Below are 17,833 nucleotides of genomic sequence, written 5' to 3'. Positions count from 1 at the left end.
AATGAGGAAGATATAACATGAAGGCTTTGAAAAACCCAGTGGCGCTTGCCACTCTGCTGGTTCTGCAAGCATGTAGTTCGCAGCCGCCACAATCTGGCGCTGCCGACCCAACTTCTCCACCAGCCACCTTAGATAAGCCTGACACCATTCAACCTCAAACCTTTATGCTACGTGGAAAAGTGATCGTCGGTCACGAGAGCCAATACATCATGCCTTGTGGCAGCGACAAGCAATATTGGTTACAACTGTCACCACAGCAAATGCAACGAGCAATTCAGTTAAATAACGAGCCTTACCAGACCATGTATGGAGAGGTTATCGGCCATCTCAACCCACCGGGCATCGATGGGTTCTCTGCCGATTTCGATGCTAACTTTGTCGTGGAACAAGTGAACTTCCTCACAACGGAAAATCCAAACCGTTGTCAGCAACCAAACAAACCAACTCGCGTGTTTGGTAATGAGCCTTCTTGGTCGGCAAGCTTTGAGGCTAATGGACTGACATTCCAGCAAATCGGCAAACAAACCAAAAAATTAGCGATTAAGAGCAGTCAACTTCAACCTCGCCAGCGCACATATCAACTACAAGATGGTGAACTTCGCCTAACAGAAAACCTCTGCTCAGATACGATGAGTGATTCTTTGTATGGCTGGAAAGCGACGCTAAAACATGATGGCGACACTTATCAAGGTTGTGGTACGGCTGCAAACGTGGACGCTACGCTTAGCTGGGCCAATACCTATGTCGCGACTTCAACCCAATCACAAGGTTTTGAGGTGCAAATGACCTTAAACCCAGACCACAGCGCCACAACAAAATACAGTTACGCCAATGGGCAGGCACCGTTAATCGAGCGTGGGTACTGGCAACAATTAAGTCCGTCTCAGGTTCAAGTCGTCATGACGCATCATCAACAACAAAGACTGATGTCAGAGCGACTGTTTACGCGAGAAGGCAATCAGCTCAAAGCGACCAAAGAAAAAGTCGGTAACTTGGTATACCCAATCGCCGATGGTGGTTTAGTGCTTTACCCTGCCACCACTCGTGATGAGGGCATGATGCAACCAGCCGAGAAACGCGCCAACAAGCCCATCAGCAGTGCAGACGTACCTTCTAGTGCGGAGTTTGACTCAAAAGTAGATGCCGCCGTGCGCAACTACTTCTTCATTCACCAAACCAACCCCAACAACAACCAGTACCGTTGGCTAACTTATGACCTCAACGGCGATGGTAACGAAGAGCTATTAGTACAGCTGGATTGGTGTGGTTCCGGTGGCTGTACATTGCTGATCTTTGAACATCACGAAAAAGAGTGGCGCTTCAATAGCCGCATCACACTGGTACAAAGCCCGATTATGCTCGGCCAACAAACCTCTCATGGCTGGCGAGATCTAATTTTTAATGTCAGCGGTGGCGGAGCTAAGGCAGCGCAACACGTGATGCAATACAGTGGGGTTAGCTACCCACTCAACCCAAGCATGGCACCAACGGCAACGCCAAACCAAATCAGTGGCGTGCGTCTGTTCTCGGATGGGGTTAGCCCTGTGCGCGAAGGAGTTCGTCTGTAATGTCGCAACCGTGTCCAAATTGTGGTTTTAAATTCAACTGTATGTGCTCATTGGTGCCGAAACTTACCAGCGAGCACAACATCTTGCTGTTGATGCATCCGAATGAACTGACGCGTGATACTAATACCGGCCAGCTACTAGAGCAGTGCCAACTCAATATTGAGCGAGTAATCTGGGACCGAAAACAACCACCAGCAGAATTGCTCGCTCGATTAGCTGATCCGTCGCTGTATCCAGTGCTTCTATTCCCAAGTGAAGAAAGCGTCACACTCGAACATGTGGCGCTCCAAAGCCAACAACAAACCAAAAATCCGCTGTTTATTATTTTGGATGCCACCTGGCAAGAGGCGCGCAAGATGATCAACAAGAGCCGTTGGTTAGAAAGTATCCCTACTATGGAGCTGTCTGCATCGGCAGACTCGCAATATCAGCTGCGACGCAACCAACAACAAGGTAACTTGTGCACGTTTGAAGTCGCCGCACATTTACTCGGACAACTAGGCGAGCAAAATAACCAGCAAAAAATGCTCACATTCTTTGCTCACTACCTTGCACTATTTCAAGCCGAAAAAAGTGGACACGCTCTCAAGCAATCACCGAGCTAACTCAACTAAAACCGAATTGCTCAAAATAAAAAAACGCAGCCAAGGCTGCGTTTTTTTATTGGAATGGTTTCACGTGAAACACAACTAAAACAAACGCGTAGGTTCACCCAAGTAGTAGCCTTGCAGATAGTCGACGCCCATATCCTGCGCGATTTTGCACACCTCTCGATTGTGGACAAACTCCGCCACCGTCTCCGCGTTAAACACCTGACATAAACGCACCAACTGAGAAGCTATTTTGCGCTGCTTTAAGTCTTTATCGATATCACGGATCAAGCTGCCATCGAGCTTTATGACTTCCGGCTCCAGCTTTAGGATTTCATCAATATTGGAATAGCCTGAGCCAAAATCATCAACAATGATACGCGCTCCTAAACTTCTGAAATGACTGCATACTTCGATCATTCGACCGTAGTCTTTGATTTGCTCAGATTCCAACACTTCCAAACCAATTCGCCTAGGGTCATTGAGCTGACAAATTTCATGCTCTAAAAGCATTAAAGTTTTATCACTAAGCAAATCTTGCGGCGATAAGTTAATAGAAAAGTCACCTTGCTTATCTCGCATGTAATGTAACGTAGAATGGATCATGTGCCGACTCAATCGAGTATAAAGGTGCGTATCGGAAATAATAGGCAGGAAGCGCCCTGGCGCAATCACCGTTCCATCCTCCTCCAAAATGCGAACCAAACATTCTTGGCTTGCCAATTTATGGCTATCCGCATGCACTATCGGCTGGCTATAGGTGATGATGTTCTGTTTGAGAATGGCTTTACTGACGCAGCTCAACCATCCAAGTTGCTCTTTACGCACATCCTCACTGACTTCGATGTCTTTCGCATTGCAGATATGGGTATTACTGCGCACACCGGAACGCCTCGCTTCAATGCCTTTAAGCAATAGCTCATCCGCAGAAGCTGATGGAAAATCTCGACGACTCACTAAGCCACCGCACAGCGAGATAGAAAGATAATCTATTTCGCGCAGACCAATTGGTTCAAAATTAGTTTGCTCTACCGCGTCGGCAAAACGAGTAAAGTGCTGTTTGATGGTTTCGCTGCTTTGGTCAGCTTTAAATATGAACGCCCACTCACCAACCCCAATACTATAAAGCTGCAAAGCCGTTGGCATGCCAAAACGCTTTCGCAGTCGATTCGTAAAATGCATTGAGAGGTCTTTAAGTAGCTGATCCCCTACTCTATAACCGTATTTTTCATTGATATGGCTGAAGTTAAGTAGCTTTAGAGTCAGCAAGTGCTCATCCAAATCGATGCTACTCAGCCGCTCTTGCAGCGCGACTCGGTTTTGTAATCCAGTGCGACTATCTCGCCGATAGCTTTCTTGTAACTTGCGCGTTTGGCGATCGAGTTGATACCCCATATGCGCGTTCATATGGTTGAGGTCGCCGATCGCATTTCGAATCAAGCTAAACAATGGTGAAATAGAGGAGCTAACGGGCGACTTAGGCAAGTTCAATGCTTGTACTTCGTCTCCCTCTCGCATCGCTAAATACGTCAGGCTGTGATGAAGAATTTCTGGCTGTCCAATACCGCCATGCAGTTCCCCCATACAATAACTACCAAACGTCGTCGCGATATCTTTGAAGGCTTGTACTTCGTCGCTGCTGTCAATAAAGTCTAACCGTGACGCGCAGTTAAAAATCATCACGACTTCAGGTTGGTGCATGGCTAACTCAACCACACCATGTCGCACCTGTTCGAGCGTTAATGAGGGGTGGTTATAGCAAAATTGTACTTCGTCACCAAGACACCAGGGCCTGTCGAAGCTCATACTGCCATCAGCGTGTAGCTCCGTTACCGTGCAAACCTCCTTGCGCCCCAAGCTTTCTCGATACAAAGGAAAGCTGAGCAGTTGACTCAGCGTCACATCATGGCCATCCGCCAAATAACGCTTGTATACGTCCAACGCTTTCTGTTCACCTAAGCAATACAAGCGCGTTCCTTTTGCATGGGTGACTTTATGTGGCATGCCAATCGGGTTCCATTCCGAATACGCATCTGTCCATAGCTTCAAGGTATCGCTGTGCAAAGCTACGGCAACCACAGCGTTATCGTAAACTCGGTTTTGATATAGCACCCAACAGCCATCATCAATACTCTGTGCCAACCCTCCAGAGATCACGACTTCTTCACTGGCGAAGGTTTGAAACAAGGGATAGTCACGTCGTTCAATTTGCACAGCAAAGCTGAGGATCACTTGCGAATTGTGCTGCAACAGAAGCGAGCGTTTGAGCTCTCCACCATCAATATCGGGGGAGTAAGAGTAGGTTTGGACGGCAGAAGTAAGCGTGGTTTGTTCGAACTCAGTCACACTGATCAGGCAGCCAGAGGTAAATATCTCCCCCTCCAGAATGACATTACGCGTACTATGCCCCATGACATGAGCATTCGGCAGCAACAATAAAACAGCGTCCGCAAGTGTGGTCGTAAAGTCGCGTGATTGAGTCGACAATATTTGCACTAAATATTGTTTACTTGAAGAGAACTGAGAAGTGACTAAAAAGTCATTTAACTGACTGACATCATAAACCAGTTTTGAAAAAGCTCGCATGCACCTACCACTGCCGTAACACTATCTTCACCACGACGTGTGGCGTTACTCTTTTTACTTAATAGTGAATAATTTACGTGGCTTTACGCTGCTTTTCTAGACACAAAATGAGATTAGAATGGATTAATGCGAAAGCAATTAAAAAAGTGTGAGTAACGGCTGCAAACTATTGATTTCAATATCAGGTAAAGTACGTGTTTTTGAATGGTTAATGACATTTTTATTCATATCATTGAACCAACAAGCCGCAAAACCAGCCGACTTTGCACCATGCACATCCGTGGTTAGGTGATCACCGACATGCAGAATATTCTCTGCTGGAATATCCAAGAACCGTTTCGCCTTAGCAAACATATCGGTGGCGGGTTTCGCCAACCCATCAGGCCCTGCTTTGAGTACACATTGAAAATACGGCGTTAAGCCAATTTTATCTAAATCGACGTTTCCGTTTGTGATCGCCACGAGCGGAACTCGCTCTCCCAATTGTGTCAAAACATCTAAGCTTGATTGGGGCACTTCAAACTGACTGCGCCAATCCAAAGCGAGCTGCACACCCTCTTCAGCTGCGGCTTGAGCTTGCGCTTCATCATAGCCAACTGAAAGAAAACCATGCTTTAGCTGCACTAAACGCCAAAGCGTCACATCGCTTCTAAGATCCGGTCTCTGCTGGAGCACATGTTTTTTTACCTGCATCCAATCAGCCTTATCCATGTGCGCCACGGCAGGATGTGTTTGCTGCAACCAAGCCAGCAACTCACGCTCCATACGGATAATCACCGGGTAATTGTCATACAGCGTGTCATCAAGATCGAAGGTCATGGCCTTAATGGGCTCAATACGGCGATAGAATTTCATACTTCGGCTCACTCCCCGTTCTTTTTACGTGCGCGTGGGTGGGCTTGGTCGTAGGCTTGCGCTAAATGTTGGAAATCCAAGTGCGTGTAGATTTGGGTCGTCGAAATGTTCTCGTGCCCTAAAAGCTCTTGCACCGCACGTAAGTTATTGCTGGATTCGAGCATATGTGTCGCAAACGAGTGACGCAATTTATGCGGACTAATATGGCTCGCCACAGACTGTTTCTGTCCCCATTCTGCCATACGTTTTTGCACACTACGGTGCGAAATACGCGTTCCGAGTTTAGACACAAACAAGGCGGGTTCACCTGGCGCAGCAAGGTCGCCCCTGACTTTCAACCACTTGGCAACCCATTCAGTTGCCATGCCAGAGAATGGGACTTTCCGTTCTTTATCGCCTTTACCGATAACACGAAGCTCGCCACTGCGCAGTTGTACATCACGTACATCCACACTCACCAACTCAGCCAAACGCAAGCCTGCACCGTACATCAGCTCCATCATGGCGCGATCACGCACAGCCAACGGGTCGTCTTCGTTGACCTCAAGCAGTTGGCTCACTTCATCAACATCGAGATTTTTCGGCAACGGGCGCTTTTTACGTGGCGCTGAAACCCCTTTGGCAGGGTTAGCTGACATCTCGCCACGCAGAATAAGGAAATCGAAAAAGCTACGCAGCGATGAGAGGCGCGTCGCCAAACTGCTGGCTTTCATGCCTTCCCGCATGCCCTTACCTGCTAATTGGCGCACCCAGCCTGCATCCACTTGAGACCAATCTTTAAGTCCCATTTCAGCCAAGTGCTGCGCCATGGTTTCTAGCTGCTGTTTGTAATTGCGTTGAGTATGCAGGCTGAGCCCCTTTTCGCTTCGTAAGAATTCATAGAAGCGCTCAAGAGGCTTTTGCAGACTATTTGGCAGAGGAGTGTTGGGAGTTGTCGTCATCGTAACTTTGCCATACCAATGTTTGAGCGAGATGTGCCACTACTAATGATAGGTGACGCAAAAACAAGGTATCCATATCTGGTTGAAAATGACCGCCATCCTCACTAGAGAACGCAAGCACGCCCAGTGTTTGCTGTTTCACGAGCGGTAGTACCACATAGGACCCCATTTCCGGCACATCCATATTGCCAAACAAAGCTTCACGATCCACTTTTCTCAGACGCCCTAAGTACGCATCTTTGCCATTTAAGTGAGTGGTCGCAAAACGTTGATAACTTTCCTTACTCAATTGAATCGATGCGTCGCATTGACTAAACAATCGAACAAACGCGCGTAAGCCAAGTGCTTTAGCTTTCTCTTCAATAGAATGAATGACTTGTTTAAAGTCACCACACTTTAGAATCTGCCCCTGCAAATCCATAAATTCGTAAAAGGTGCGATCATTGTTCGCCGCAAGCGACATCAGTGTGGTGATCTCTTCCTCTAACTCTTCAATGCGCTGACGTTGGCGATTCATTTGTATGTGCACCAAAGACACCGCACCCAAGTCTGAGTGTGGGAAAGATAGACGATCCACAAGCTCTGGACGCTGCACAAAAAAATCGGGATGATCTTTGAGGTACTCGGCCACCACTTCAGCCGTTAAGGCATCTGCTTCTACTTGAGACAAACCGTTTCCTTTTTCTTCTACTAGCAAGACAATTGACCATCAAATACATGCGTTGTAGGTCCGGTCATAAACAACGGCTTACCCGGACCTTGCCACGCAATTCGCAGTTCACCACCTGGTAGAGAAACCTTAACGTTTTCATCCAACAGACCCTGAAGAATCCCTACCGCTACCGCCGCGCATGCGCCACTACCACAAGCTTGTGTTTCACCTGCGCCTCGCTCGTAAACTCGAAGACGAATATGGTCACGACTCACCACCTGCATAAAGCCAGCGTTGACGCGCTCTGGAAAACGCTCGTGCGACTCAAGCAGCGGGCCTAATGTATCGACATCAGCAGTATCCACGTCATCGACCACCGTCACCACATGCGGGTTACCCATGCTTACCGCGCCACAGAACAGCGTTTTTTCACCAGCGCGCATGATATAGGTTTTCTCTTTTTGCTTGGCTTTGAAAGGAATTTTGTTCGGCTCAAACTCTGGCACACCCATGTTGACCGTCACTTCTCCATCATCTTCGATGTTGAGAATCATCTTTCCTTTTTTGGTGCTCACGCTGATACTGTATTTATTGGTCAACCCTTTCAAGCGAACAAAGCGCGCGAAGCAGCGCGCGCCATTCCCGCACTGCTCGACTTCACTACCATCGGCATTGAAAATCCGATAATGGAAATCAGTTTCAGGGTCGTAAGGGGCTTCTACCACGAGCAATTGGTCAAAACCAACGCCGGTATGACGATCCGCCAAACGGCGGATCAGGTCTTGCGAGAAAAACACGTTCTGGGTAATACAGTCGACGACCATGAAGTCGTTGCCCAAACCGTGCATTTTGGAAAAGTGGAAATGCATTTGTTGTGTGTTACTCCGGTAGAATCTGTTCCAGCTGCCACAAACTGGTCAGCTCCTCACGCTGGCGAACTAAGTGGCTTTGTTTACCATCCACCATTACTTCTGCCGCTCGGGTACGAGTATTGTAGTTCGAAGACATCACAAAACCATAGGCACCAGCTGAACGAACCGCGAGTAGATCACCTTCTTGCAAAACGAGTGCGCGATCTTTACCCAAGAAGTCGCCGGTTTCACAAATAGGGCCAACCAAATCGTAAGTCTGTGCTTCACCCGTGCGCGGCGAAACTGGCACGATATCTTGCCATGCTTGGTATAGTGCAGGACGCATCAAGTCGTTCATTGCCGCATCGATGATGGCAAAGTTCTTGTGCTCAGTATGTTTTAAAAACTCAACACGCGTTAGCAAGATACCTGCATTCGCAGCAATTGCTCGGCCCGGCTCAAAAATCAGCTCCAAGTCTTGGTGATTTTCAAGACGACCTAGTAACGCTTTGGCGTAATCTGAAGGCTGTGGTGGTAACTCATCACGATAGACCACACCCAAACCACCGCCGACATCAAGGTGACGAATGTTAATGCCTTGCGCTTTTAAATCATCAATCAGAGCTAATAAACGGTCTGTCGCGTCGATAAATGGGTCGATATTGGTCAGCTGAGAACCAATGTGGCAGTCGATGCCTTGCACATTCAAGTTCGGCAGGCTTTGCGCGAATTTATAAACATCTGGCGCACGATCAAATGCAATGCCGAATTTATTGTCGCGAAGACCAGTCGAAATGTAAGGGTGTGTTTTCGCGTCGACATCTGGATTGATACGCAGAGAAATTGGCGCAATCACACCAAGCTCACCCGCAACCTTATTCAAACGTTCTAGCTCGGGCTCAGATTCAACGTTGAAACATTTGATACCCAGCTCAAGAGCACGCTTCATTTCTGCAGGTGTTTTCCCAACACCCGAGAAGACGACTTTCTTCGGATCACCGCCTGCGGCAATCACACGCTCAAGTTCACCACCTGATACGATATCAAAGCCCGAACCCAAACGCGCCAGTGCGTTCAATACGCCTAGGTTTGAGTTCGCTTTCACCGCGTAGCAAACTAGATGAGGATGTTGACCCACAGCACTATCAAACGCCTTCCAGTGGCGCTCTAGCGTGGCTCGAGAATATACGTAAAGAGGAGTGCCATATTGCTCTGCAAGAGCTTGAAGTGGGACGTCTTCGGCCCAAAGCTGGCCATCATCCTGATAGTTGAAGTAATCCAAAATTCGCTTCCCTTATTTTATTCGACTGCTGAACCCTAATTTCACCCTAAGGCGCGGTTATTTATTGTGATTGCTCATTCTGTTGAGTGTCATCTGGAATGTATAGTGAGCCAGACTGGCCACATCCCGCTAACGTCGCGGCAACCATCACAAACAACACAGTAACTAATTTTTTCATTTCGCATATCGTGATTATTGAATCAATGCCCCCTATAATCGCACCACACTCAGGAAAAGCAATAGGATAGACGGATGAACGATACTGAATTTCATCAACTGGTGGATGCACAGATGCAAATCATCGAAGAATCCATCGATGATTCAGGCGCAGACATTGATTACGAAGTCACTGGCAACGTAATGACATTGGAATTTGAAGACCGCAGCCAAATCATCATTAACCGCCAAGAGCCGATGCATGAGATCTGGCTAGCGTCCAAATCTGGTGGTTTCCACTTCAAGCTTATTGAAGATAAATGGACCTGCTCAAAAACGGGCATGGAGCTATTTGAAATGGTGAAGCAAGAGTGTGAAAAGCACGCGGGCGAAGCCATTGATTGGGCATAATGCTGGTCAATCGTCACCAAAACAAAAAGAGCACCGAAGTGCTCTTTTTGTTTATTGATACGGGTTTAATTACGCGTTCACCGCTTTCGTCGGACGATGCGGTGAGCACCCATCATTGCGATAAGGGATGATATAAGCATTGCCCTCTTCAGGATGGATAATCTGGTAGTACTGCGGCAGGTTAAAGTTGATAAATTTCGACGCAACACGACTGTCATCTTTTACGGATGTGTAAAAGCTGTTCACAGACGAAATCATCTCGTCTTTGGAGCCACTAAACTGGTGATACACTTCAACTTGGTTTGACTCATCCAACACATAAATATTGAAGCCATCTTCATTATCTTCAAAGAAGAATTGCACCAGACCTTCACTGGCAAAACCATCCACCGCTTCTGGCATTTGATACTCTTGCTCACGATCGAGCATTAATAGCGGCGAGCCTTTAAGTTTGTTAGTAGAAATGCTGCGATAGAAATCAATGGAGTTTTCTAACTTCTGCACCGACACACCACGACGTTCAAAGAACAGCCCGTAAGTTTGGTTACCAAGGCGCATCGCTTTAAAGCGGCGGCGTTTTTCTTGCTCTACTGGCTTCAAGCGTAAGTCGATACATTCCGCTAAAAGCTGGTAGACCATATTACGCATCACACCACGCATGTTCTTCGCATAACAGAACACATCCACCGATTCTGGTGGCAACGCGTCTTGGTGCATTTTGCCCAGAATGGTTTTCAGTGCGTCCAGCATCGCCGTTTCCCCTTTGAAATGCAGCGTACGCACTTCATGCCAGGAGTTACGGTAAACCAAGTCGACACTGCCGACTAAGTTTTTATGTTCCGGACCAAAACTGAAGATATCGGTATTTTTTACATCCACTTTCAGTGAACGGCCCGAAAGCTCTGACGTAGGATCATTTTCAAAGTTGATGAACATCGCTAGCTGGCTTATTTCACATGGGCTCGCTAATGCCTGCATCGTCGGACGGCGCTTACGCAGCGCAAAGGTATTTCGTAAGTCGCTCACCATTTGGTAGAACTTATCGATATCCAGTTGCGCTTCACGCACCACCGCGTGCAAACGAGTCGACTCGGTGATTAAACCATTAAAGAATGCCCAAGAGACTAACTTGCTCAAGTATTCATGATGTTCTAAGTATGGCTGCCCCAAAATGCGGTGCGCGATCAGAGGTTGTTTATAGAGATACCAACCAGACTTGTTCACACCACCATCTTTCACTTCGATGAAGCTTAAATCCGGTTCATGCAAATCAGGGGAAATCTGCGGGTTGAGCAACGTCACTTTGCCCGGCAATACTTCAAAAGCAGCGTAAAGCTTACGAGCCAAAATACTGATGTCTTGCGGGCTGATAGCGGAGGTAATGTCGTTGCGACGCGCAAATTGAATCAAATTACGGTAGCTCTGCATCAACGCATCCAGCAACGCATGATGCACCACTTTTACCTGTTCAACTTTCCAGTTGCGGCGATCATCAAGCTCAGCAACAACGCTGGCATCCCAATCCCATTTTGCAATCATGTCGCTCAGCGCTTCACGGCGCCAAGCCACTGAACCGACATCCGGTTCACGCGACAACTTTTCATGTGTTTTGAGATAGAAGCAACGGCGCACCAAATCCAAACGAGTGTCGTCTTGGATTCGCTCTAAATAGCGAGTCACTTTTTCCAGCATTAAGTAGTACGCATCCATGCCGTAGAGGTCTGGCTCATGGGCAAAGAAACGACGTTTGGTGTCGATGCTTAACAGTTGCGTATGCGGGTATTCCCACGAATAAGCTTCAAGCAGAATGGCTTTTAATACCGATTTGTAGGGAGAATCGATACTTTTGTATAGCTGCCACAAGTTCGAGCCGAAGTACTCTTCAGCAGGAATACGGTTCAATTTGCCAAAGTCGATCCATTCACAACAGTCAATGTAACCTTCACTGCACAATTGAGAAACATACTCGTCGTAACACTCTTCCATTTCTGGCGGCACTATTTGCCATAATAAACGCTGTCCTGCAATACGCACCGCGCTGCGATAGAATTCATCAAGCAAAAGTAAGTGCTGAGATGAGCCACAGTTATCACCCGTCATCTCTTCAGAATGGTTGCTTCTAAAGCGTTCTTCATCCATTAAGAAGAAGTTCGCCTCCACCCCTTGGCTTTGTGCCCAGTCGGTGATCAGCAAGCATTTATTGGTCAGCAATTCTCGCTCGTCACAATCCATATCTGGCGAAATACACACCCAAATATCTAAATCACTAGAAGTACTTTGACCAATCGATGAGGTACTGCCCATGGTGTATAAGCCCAAGATAGCCGGTTTCTCTGCCGTCTTAAGTGGCTGACCAATCGCAAGTTGAATGTCATCAATGAATTGCTGCTGAATGCTATTTAGCGCCAGCCCATGTACACCAAACGGGACATCGGCATCGTAATAGCCAGGAATCACAGGGTGGTTGTAGTTCAACAAGGCAGGAATCAAGTGGAAGACTTGCTGGCTTTGCGAATCCATAAGCGCCAGCGCGCGATCAACTCGCTGCTGATTCAAATTATCTAGTCGCTGAATGATTTTTTGGGTGTAAGCCTGCAAGGGGAATTCCTTGGTTGAACAATCACGAAAATCTGCTGACGTTTTAAACCAAAACGGCCTAAAAACGTGATCAATTTAACACTTTTATTGGTGCGGGTAAAGTTTCACGCCCACGCACCACTCAGGATGCAAAACCATACTTTAGTCACAAAATTAATCGCGCGGTAGTGTCGCTCTTATTACCTATTACTAATAATAGTCCTTAGTCTAATTGAGAATCCAGTCACACTATTTTCATAACGTCATGTAATTCCATTCATAGCTCTCAGAGATAACGAACTAACAGTAAGCATTTCTTGATGAGAATGGTAGGATAAACCCAAATCCAAACAGCATTGAGAAGATCATGACACAATCCACACCGATTCGCATTGCAACTCGAAAAAGCCCTCTTGCTTTATGGCAAGCTTACTTTGTTAAAGACGCCCTTCAAGCCGCTCACCCAGGCTTGGAAGTCGAGTTAGTAACCATGGTGACCAAAGGTGACGTGATTTTAGATACACCACTAGCAAAAGTTGGCGGCAAAGGCTTGTTCGTAAAAGAGCTTGAAGTCGCGATGCTAGAAGGACGTGCAGACCTCGCCGTTCACTCAATGAAAGACGTGCCCGTCGATTTCCCAGAAGGCCTTGGCCTCGTGACCATTTGTGAGCGTGAAGATCCTCGTGATGCCTTCGTCTCTAATACCTATAGCCACATTGATGAGCTCCCTCAAGGTGCCGTGGTTGGTACTTGCAGTTTGCGCCGTCAATGCCAACTGAAAGAATATCGTCCAGATATCATCATTAAAGAGCTTCGCGGTAATGTGGGCACTCGCCTTGGTAAGTTAGATGCGGGTGAGTATGACGCAATCATTCTTGCTGCGGCTGGCCTTAAACGATTGAAACTTGAAGAGCGCATTCGTAGCTTTATCGAACCAGAGCAATCACTACCAGCGGTAGGCCAAGGTGCTGTCGGTATTGAGTGCCGCCTTGACGATGAAAGACTGCTTAAGCTGCTTGAGCCACTTAACCACCAAGACACCGTAGACCGCGTTTTGTGTGAGCGCGCAATGAACCTTACGCTAGAAGGCGGCTGTCAGGTACCGATTGGCAGCTATGCCCTACTAGACGGCGACAACATTTGGCTACGCGCATTAGTTGGCGAACCAGATGGCAGCGAAATTGTTCGTGGTGAAATCCGTGGCCATCGTAAAGACGGCGAAACGTTAGGAGTGCAGTTAGCCAATGAACTACTGGGTAACGGCGCTCGTGAAATCCTAACTAAGCTGTACGCAGATCACGAATAATCATGGCAGTGTTGGTCACTCGGCCGGGAGAGCAAGGTAACGCGCTTTGCTCTCTGCTCGAAAGGCACGGCATTTCCGCATATCACCATCCTCTGATCGACATTGTCGCCGATCTCACGGACACGCACCTCTCTAAACATCTACATCAAGCTCAAATTGTTATCGCTGTTAGTCGACATGCAGTGCAATGTGCACAGCAAATCTTAGCCAGCAACGGGATGTCATGGCCGAAACAAGCTATTTACCTTGCCGTTGGTCAAAAAACAGCACACTATTTAAGCAAATGTACCCAACAGAAAGTACACTATCCCCAAGTCAGTGATAGTGAACACTTATTGCGACTGCCAGAGCTCAACAATGTGGCACAACAACAAGTTCTTATCCTTCGTGGTAACGGCGGAAGAGAGCTGATCAAAGATGTATTGGTGAGACGTGGCGCAAAAGTTCACTATAGTGAGACTTACAAGAGAGAATTCATCCCATTCGATCCAGTAAGCTGTGTCTCACTATGGAAAACCCTACAAATTGACCAGATCATCGTCACCAGTGGTGAGCAACTGGATTATTTGTGCAGCCAATTGACGTCAGAGCAATTGACTTGGCTTAATCAACAAGAGTTGTATATCCCCAGTCAGCGTATCGCTGACATCGCACTTCAAAGGGGGTTCTCTCGGGTGAGATGCACGGGAAGCGCATCCAACCAAGAATTACTGGCGGCTCTCCAGCCCTAGCTACACAGGATATAGGCATGACAAGTAAAAATAACGACCAAAAAAATAACGATAAAAACCTTTCCGAAGAAACCTCATCGGCACCGCTAGCCGAAAAAAGCACATCACAGCAGGATGCGGCCCCTAAAAAAGAACAGCCAAAAGTGGCCGAGCCCCCAAAAACAGCCGAGCCAGCCAAAGTCGAATTTGAAGAAAAACAAGGCAAGCGCGGAGTAAAACTAGGCACAGTCGCTATCATCTTATCGATTATTTTTGGCGGTGGCCTCGCATACAAGCTACATCAGCAGCAAGCCGATTACCAAGCGCAGATCGCCCAACTAAAAAGTCAGCTAGAAAGCACTCAAGCTTCCATGAAGCAAGAGCTCAGCCGGGTACAAGAAGAAACCATCGAGAAAGCAACGACCGTGACACACAAAGCGGCAGTGGTACTGGGACAGCAACAGAAGAGCATTGAAAGCTTACAGCTCGCCGTTGCCGATGTGAAAGGTCGTCGACCAAACGACTGGCTACTTGCTGAAGCCGATTACCTCGTCAAATTAGCAGGTCGTAAACTGTTCTTAGAGCATGACGTAGAAAGCGCCACTCAACTAATGGAAAGTGCTGATCAACGCATTGCAGCACTGAATGACCCTAGCCTCGTCAAACTACGTAAAGCAATGGCGAACGATATCACCAAACTTCGTACTATCCCGCTGATTGACCGTGATGGATTGGTACTACGCTTAACTGCTCTGCAACAGCAAGTAGACAAGCTACCTCTCGCCAATGCACTACTCCCAGAAGCAGAAGTCGTAGAGAACACTGAAGTGTCTGAAGATATTGCAAACTGGCAAGATAACTTAATGACCTCTCTGAAGGACTTTTCAGAAAACTTCATTACCTTCCGCACGCGCGATGGTAACGTCATTCCACTGCTTTCTCCTGAGCAACACTTTTACCTAAAAGAAAACATCAAAGCCAAATTGGAGACCGCAATAAAAGCGGTGTACCAAGAGCAAGGTGAAATTTACACCACGTCTCTAAAAACGGCCGACAAATGGGCATTAGCTTTCTTCAACCAAGACGATAATTCCGTTAAAGAGTTCAACAAAACTGTTAACCAGTTAAGCCAGCAAAACATTCAAGTGGAATACCCAACGAAACTGCAAAGTCAGTCTCAACTATCAGATGTCATCCGTGAGCGCCTACGTCGCGAAGTCACAACGATGACAGGTATGGAGGATAAGTAATGTTTCGTCTTATTTTCCTATTTGTTGTACTAGGTGCAGGACTATTTGTTGGCACTCAATTTTCTGGTCAGCAAGGCTATGTACTCATCTCCATCGCTGAGAAAACGATCGAGATGAGCGTAACGACATTGGTCGTATTCGTTATCGCAGCACTCGCAGGTCTTTTTCTACTTGAGTACCTAATTAAAAAGCTAGTTTACGCAAGTTCTACAACATGGAACTACTTCAGCGTGCGCAAAATGCGCCATTCCCGTCGATACACCAATGAAGGCATTATTAAACTCCTTGAAGGAGACTGGAAAGGTGCCGAGAAGAAAGTAACTCGCTGGGCAAATCATCACGATATGCCGCTGCTTTGCTACTTGGTTGCGTCTGAAGCCGCACAAGGCCAAGGTGATAAAGCGAAACGAGATCACTACCTAGAGCTAGCAAGCCAGCAAGAGAATGCTCATCTCGCAGTAGAGCTGACTCGAGCGAAACAATTTATCCGCGACAACGAGTTCGAGGCTGCTTTCGATACTTTGCAATCGTTAAAAGGTCAGTATGCGAGTAATTCGATTGTATTGAACTTGCTGAAAACAACGTACATGCAGCTAAAATTGTGGCAACCTCTTATTGACCTCTTGCCACAATTAACCAAAGCAAAACTCATCACGGAAGAAGAACACGCAGAGCTGATTCAAAAGGCGCAATGCGGCTTACTCCATGAAGTAGCACAGCAGCAAGGTAGCGAAGGGCTTATCTCTCATTGGAATGGCCTTGCACGCAAAGTAAAACAAGACACACACCTAGTCGCCTGTTTTGCTCGTGAGTTGATAGCCCGGAAAGCAGATGCTGAAGCCTTTACTGTGCTAAAAGAAGCATTGAAAAAACAACCGGCTCCTGAGCTTTATCAACTACTGCCAGATCTAAACCTGCCAGATATCCACCCTGTCGTGGTTTTCTTAGAGGGAGTAGTGAAGAAAGAGCCAGATAACGCCGCTGCGCATAGCGCATTAGCGCACTTCTATTTCCGTCAAGAGAAGTGGCAAGAAGCCCAAGACCACTTCGAGATCGCCTTAAAGCTTCGCTCTGACGTCTCTGATTATGCATTCCTAGCAGATACACTAGAGAAGCAGAATCTAACTAAAGCCGCTCACGAAGTCTCTCGTAAAGCTCTCACGCTCGTCCAGAACGACTAAGTAGCGGTCATCTAACCAAGCCGGCAGTTTACTGTCGGCTTTTTTATTGCCTGTCACTCATCAACACTACACAAACCTGCAATATCCACTAGAGCTAATGCCCTGTAATCGCCTAAACTTCTTTGGGAAGCCCCAGCAAAGCTTCTTTAGTTCGTTCCCAGAAGCACTCCATTAAGCTCACTAAAATCCTCTAAAAAATAGCTTGCTCACTTTCTTCAAAATCTAAGCTTCTAGGAAGGAGCTCTACTAACAAAATGTAGATAACTTGGAATAGAGTAGGAAGAAAAAATAGGCACATAAGCTCCGATACTCTCCATTCTCTTTAGTGAGGACTGTCCTATACAATACTTAGAACGTGTTTATTGTACCAACCAGGGCAAGATAGCGAAGAGCCACTAGGTAACACTAAGAGCGCTAACGCACGTAATATAGAGTAAAGGCACGTCCCTTGTTAACAGAAACACTTCACCCTTAGAGGTAGGAATGCCAATACTCAGACTTGATGGCTCTCGTTAGAAGATAAAGTTATGAACTTCTGTCGCAGCACAACCCGTGGATAACGAGAACGCGCTTAAAGCAAGGCTTCTCAAGTGACATAGTGCAGGGATACCTAGTCCGGGGATACGATCAGCTAAGGGATTGATTCCAGTCCCTAACGAATTTCCAAGCGTCAGAAACGAAGAAAGCCTCGCTATTTCTAGCGAGGCTTCTGAATAGTGGCGGAGAGATAGGGATTTGAACCCTAGATACGCTATTAACGTATGCCGGTTTTCAAGACCGGTGCTTTCAACCACTCAGCCATCTCTCCACAAATTGTCATCAACAGATTAGTACACCGATGATGTTGTTACTTGTCTATGCAAATAACGATATTTAAAGCCTGGCGATGTCCTACTCTCACATGGGGAAGCCCCACA

Annotated in this window: 15 protein-coding genes and 1 tRNA gene; 7 read left to right on the top strand and 9 right to left on the bottom strand. The window is 47.0% G+C overall.

Going from position 1 to position 17,833, the window contains the following annotated elements; genetic code table 11:
- Positions 1–17: 17 nt before the first annotated feature.
- Both EX191_RS19340 and EX191_RS19335 read left to right on the top strand, forming a co-directional pair.
- Positions 18–1,568 carry a COG3650 family protein gene (locus tag EX191_RS19340; RefSeq protein ID WP_114324078.1) on the top strand — a complete coding sequence of 517 codons (1,551 nt, stop codon included), beginning with the start codon at positions 18–20 and terminating at the stop codon, positions 1,566–1,568.
- Positions 1,568–2,173, top strand: coding sequence for a tRNA-uridine aminocarboxypropyltransferase (locus EX191_RS19335; RefSeq protein WP_193448301.1), 606 nt, complete (start codon positions 1,568–1,570; stop codon positions 2,171–2,173). The genes EX191_RS19340 and EX191_RS19335 overlap by 1 nt, the downstream gene beginning before the upstream one ends.
- A gap of 84 nt (positions 2,174–2,257) precedes the next feature.
- Here EX191_RS19335 and EX191_RS19330 read toward each other — a convergent pair whose 3' ends face one another.
- The 7 genes from EX191_RS19330 to lptM all read right to left on the bottom strand — a co-directional run bounded on the left by EX191_RS19330 (position 2,258) and on the right by lptM (position 9,503).
- Positions 2,258–4,744, bottom strand: coding sequence for an EAL domain-containing protein (locus EX191_RS19330; RefSeq protein ID WP_104971061.1), 2,487 nt, complete (start codon positions 4,742–4,744; stop codon positions 2,258–2,260).
- A gap of 138 nt (positions 4,745–4,882) precedes the next feature.
- On the bottom strand, positions 4,883–5,599 hold the full coding sequence (yigB, locus tag EX191_RS19325) for a 5-amino-6-(5-phospho-D-ribitylamino)uracil phosphatase YigB (protein ID WP_104971062.1): 717 nt from the start codon (positions 5,597–5,599) through the stop codon (positions 4,883–4,885).
- Positions 5,600–5,607: 8 nt separating this feature from the next.
- Complete coding sequence (gene xerC, locus EX191_RS19320; protein WP_012841287.1) at positions 5,608–6,540, bottom strand: tyrosine recombinase XerC; 933 nt, start codon at positions 6,538–6,540, stop codon at positions 5,608–5,610.
- Positions 6,506–7,237, bottom strand: coding sequence for a DUF484 family protein (locus EX191_RS19315; protein ID WP_006743009.1), 732 nt, complete (start codon positions 7,235–7,237; stop codon positions 6,506–6,508). Before EX191_RS19315 ends, xerC begins: the two co-directional genes overlap by 35 nt.
- Entirely contained in the window at positions 7,231–8,061 is an 831-nt protein-coding gene (gene dapF / locus EX191_RS19310) for a diaminopimelate epimerase (RefSeq protein ID WP_006743008.1), read from the bottom strand. The genes EX191_RS19315 and dapF overlap by 7 nt, the downstream gene beginning before the upstream one ends.
- Before the next feature lie 10 nt (positions 8,062–8,071).
- Positions 8,072–9,325: a diaminopimelate decarboxylase gene (gene lysA / locus EX191_RS19305; RefSeq protein WP_006743007.1), complete on the bottom strand. Its 1,254-nt coding sequence runs from the start codon at positions 9,323–9,325 to the stop codon at positions 8,072–8,074.
- 61 nt (positions 9,326–9,386) lie between these two features.
- Positions 9,387–9,503: an LPS translocon maturation chaperone LptM gene (gene lptM / locus EX191_RS23175; protein WP_005378746.1), complete on the bottom strand. Its 117-nt coding sequence runs from the start codon at positions 9,501–9,503 to the stop codon at positions 9,387–9,389.
- 74 nt (positions 9,504–9,577) lie between these two features.
- Here lptM and cyaY point away from each other — a divergent pair, with 74 nt between their 5' ends.
- Complete coding sequence (gene cyaY / locus EX191_RS19295; RefSeq protein WP_012841286.1) at positions 9,578–9,892, top strand: iron donor protein CyaY; 315 nt, start codon at positions 9,578–9,580, stop codon at positions 9,890–9,892.
- A 69-nt stretch (positions 9,893–9,961) separates the two neighbouring features.
- On the opposite strand, the gene EX191_RS19290 is transcribed toward cyaY, so the two are convergent.
- Positions 9,962–12,490, bottom strand: coding sequence for a class I adenylate cyclase (locus EX191_RS19290; RefSeq protein WP_193448300.1), 2,529 nt, complete (start codon positions 12,488–12,490; stop codon positions 9,962–9,964).
- Between the two features lie 346 nt (positions 12,491–12,836).
- Between EX191_RS19290 and hemC the strand changes: the two genes are divergently transcribed.
- The 4 genes from hemC to EX191_RS19270 are packed head-to-tail and all read left to right on the top strand — an operon-like array spanning position 12,837 to position 16,916.
- Positions 12,837–13,775 carry a hydroxymethylbilane synthase gene (gene hemC, locus EX191_RS19285; RefSeq protein ID WP_193448299.1) on the top strand — a complete coding sequence of 313 codons (939 nt, stop codon included), beginning with the start codon at positions 12,837–12,839 and terminating at the stop codon, positions 13,773–13,775.
- A 2-nt stretch (positions 13,776–13,777) separates the two neighbouring features.
- Complete coding sequence (locus EX191_RS19280; RefSeq protein WP_193448298.1) at positions 13,778–14,506, top strand: uroporphyrinogen-III synthase; 729 nt, start codon at positions 13,778–13,780, stop codon at positions 14,504–14,506.
- Between the two features lie 17 nt (positions 14,507–14,523).
- Positions 14,524–15,735, top strand: a complete 1,212-nt coding sequence (locus EX191_RS19275) for a uroporphyrinogen-III C-methyltransferase (RefSeq protein ID WP_193448297.1) — start codon at positions 14,524–14,526, stop codon at positions 15,733–15,735.
- Positions 15,735–16,916 (top strand): heme biosynthesis protein HemY, encoded by a 1,182-nt coding sequence (locus tag EX191_RS19270; RefSeq protein ID WP_005393852.1) that lies wholly within the window; start codon positions 15,735–15,737, stop codon positions 16,914–16,916. The genes EX191_RS19275 and EX191_RS19270 overlap by 1 nt, the downstream gene beginning before the upstream one ends.
- Positions 16,917–17,633: 717 nt before the next feature.
- Here EX191_RS19270 and EX191_RS19265 read toward each other — a convergent pair.
- A tRNA-Ser gene (locus EX191_RS19265) sits at positions 17,634–17,724 on the bottom strand.
- Positions 17,725–17,833 lie beyond the last annotated feature (109 nt).

The sequence above is a fragment of the Vibrio chemaguriensis genome (assembly GCF_012275705.1).
Classification (GTDB): domain Bacteria; phylum Pseudomonadota; class Gammaproteobacteria; order Enterobacterales; family Vibrionaceae; genus Vibrio; species Vibrio diabolicus.
Note: the sequence above shows the minus strand (reverse complement) of the source record. Positions and strands in the feature narration are given on the sequence as shown.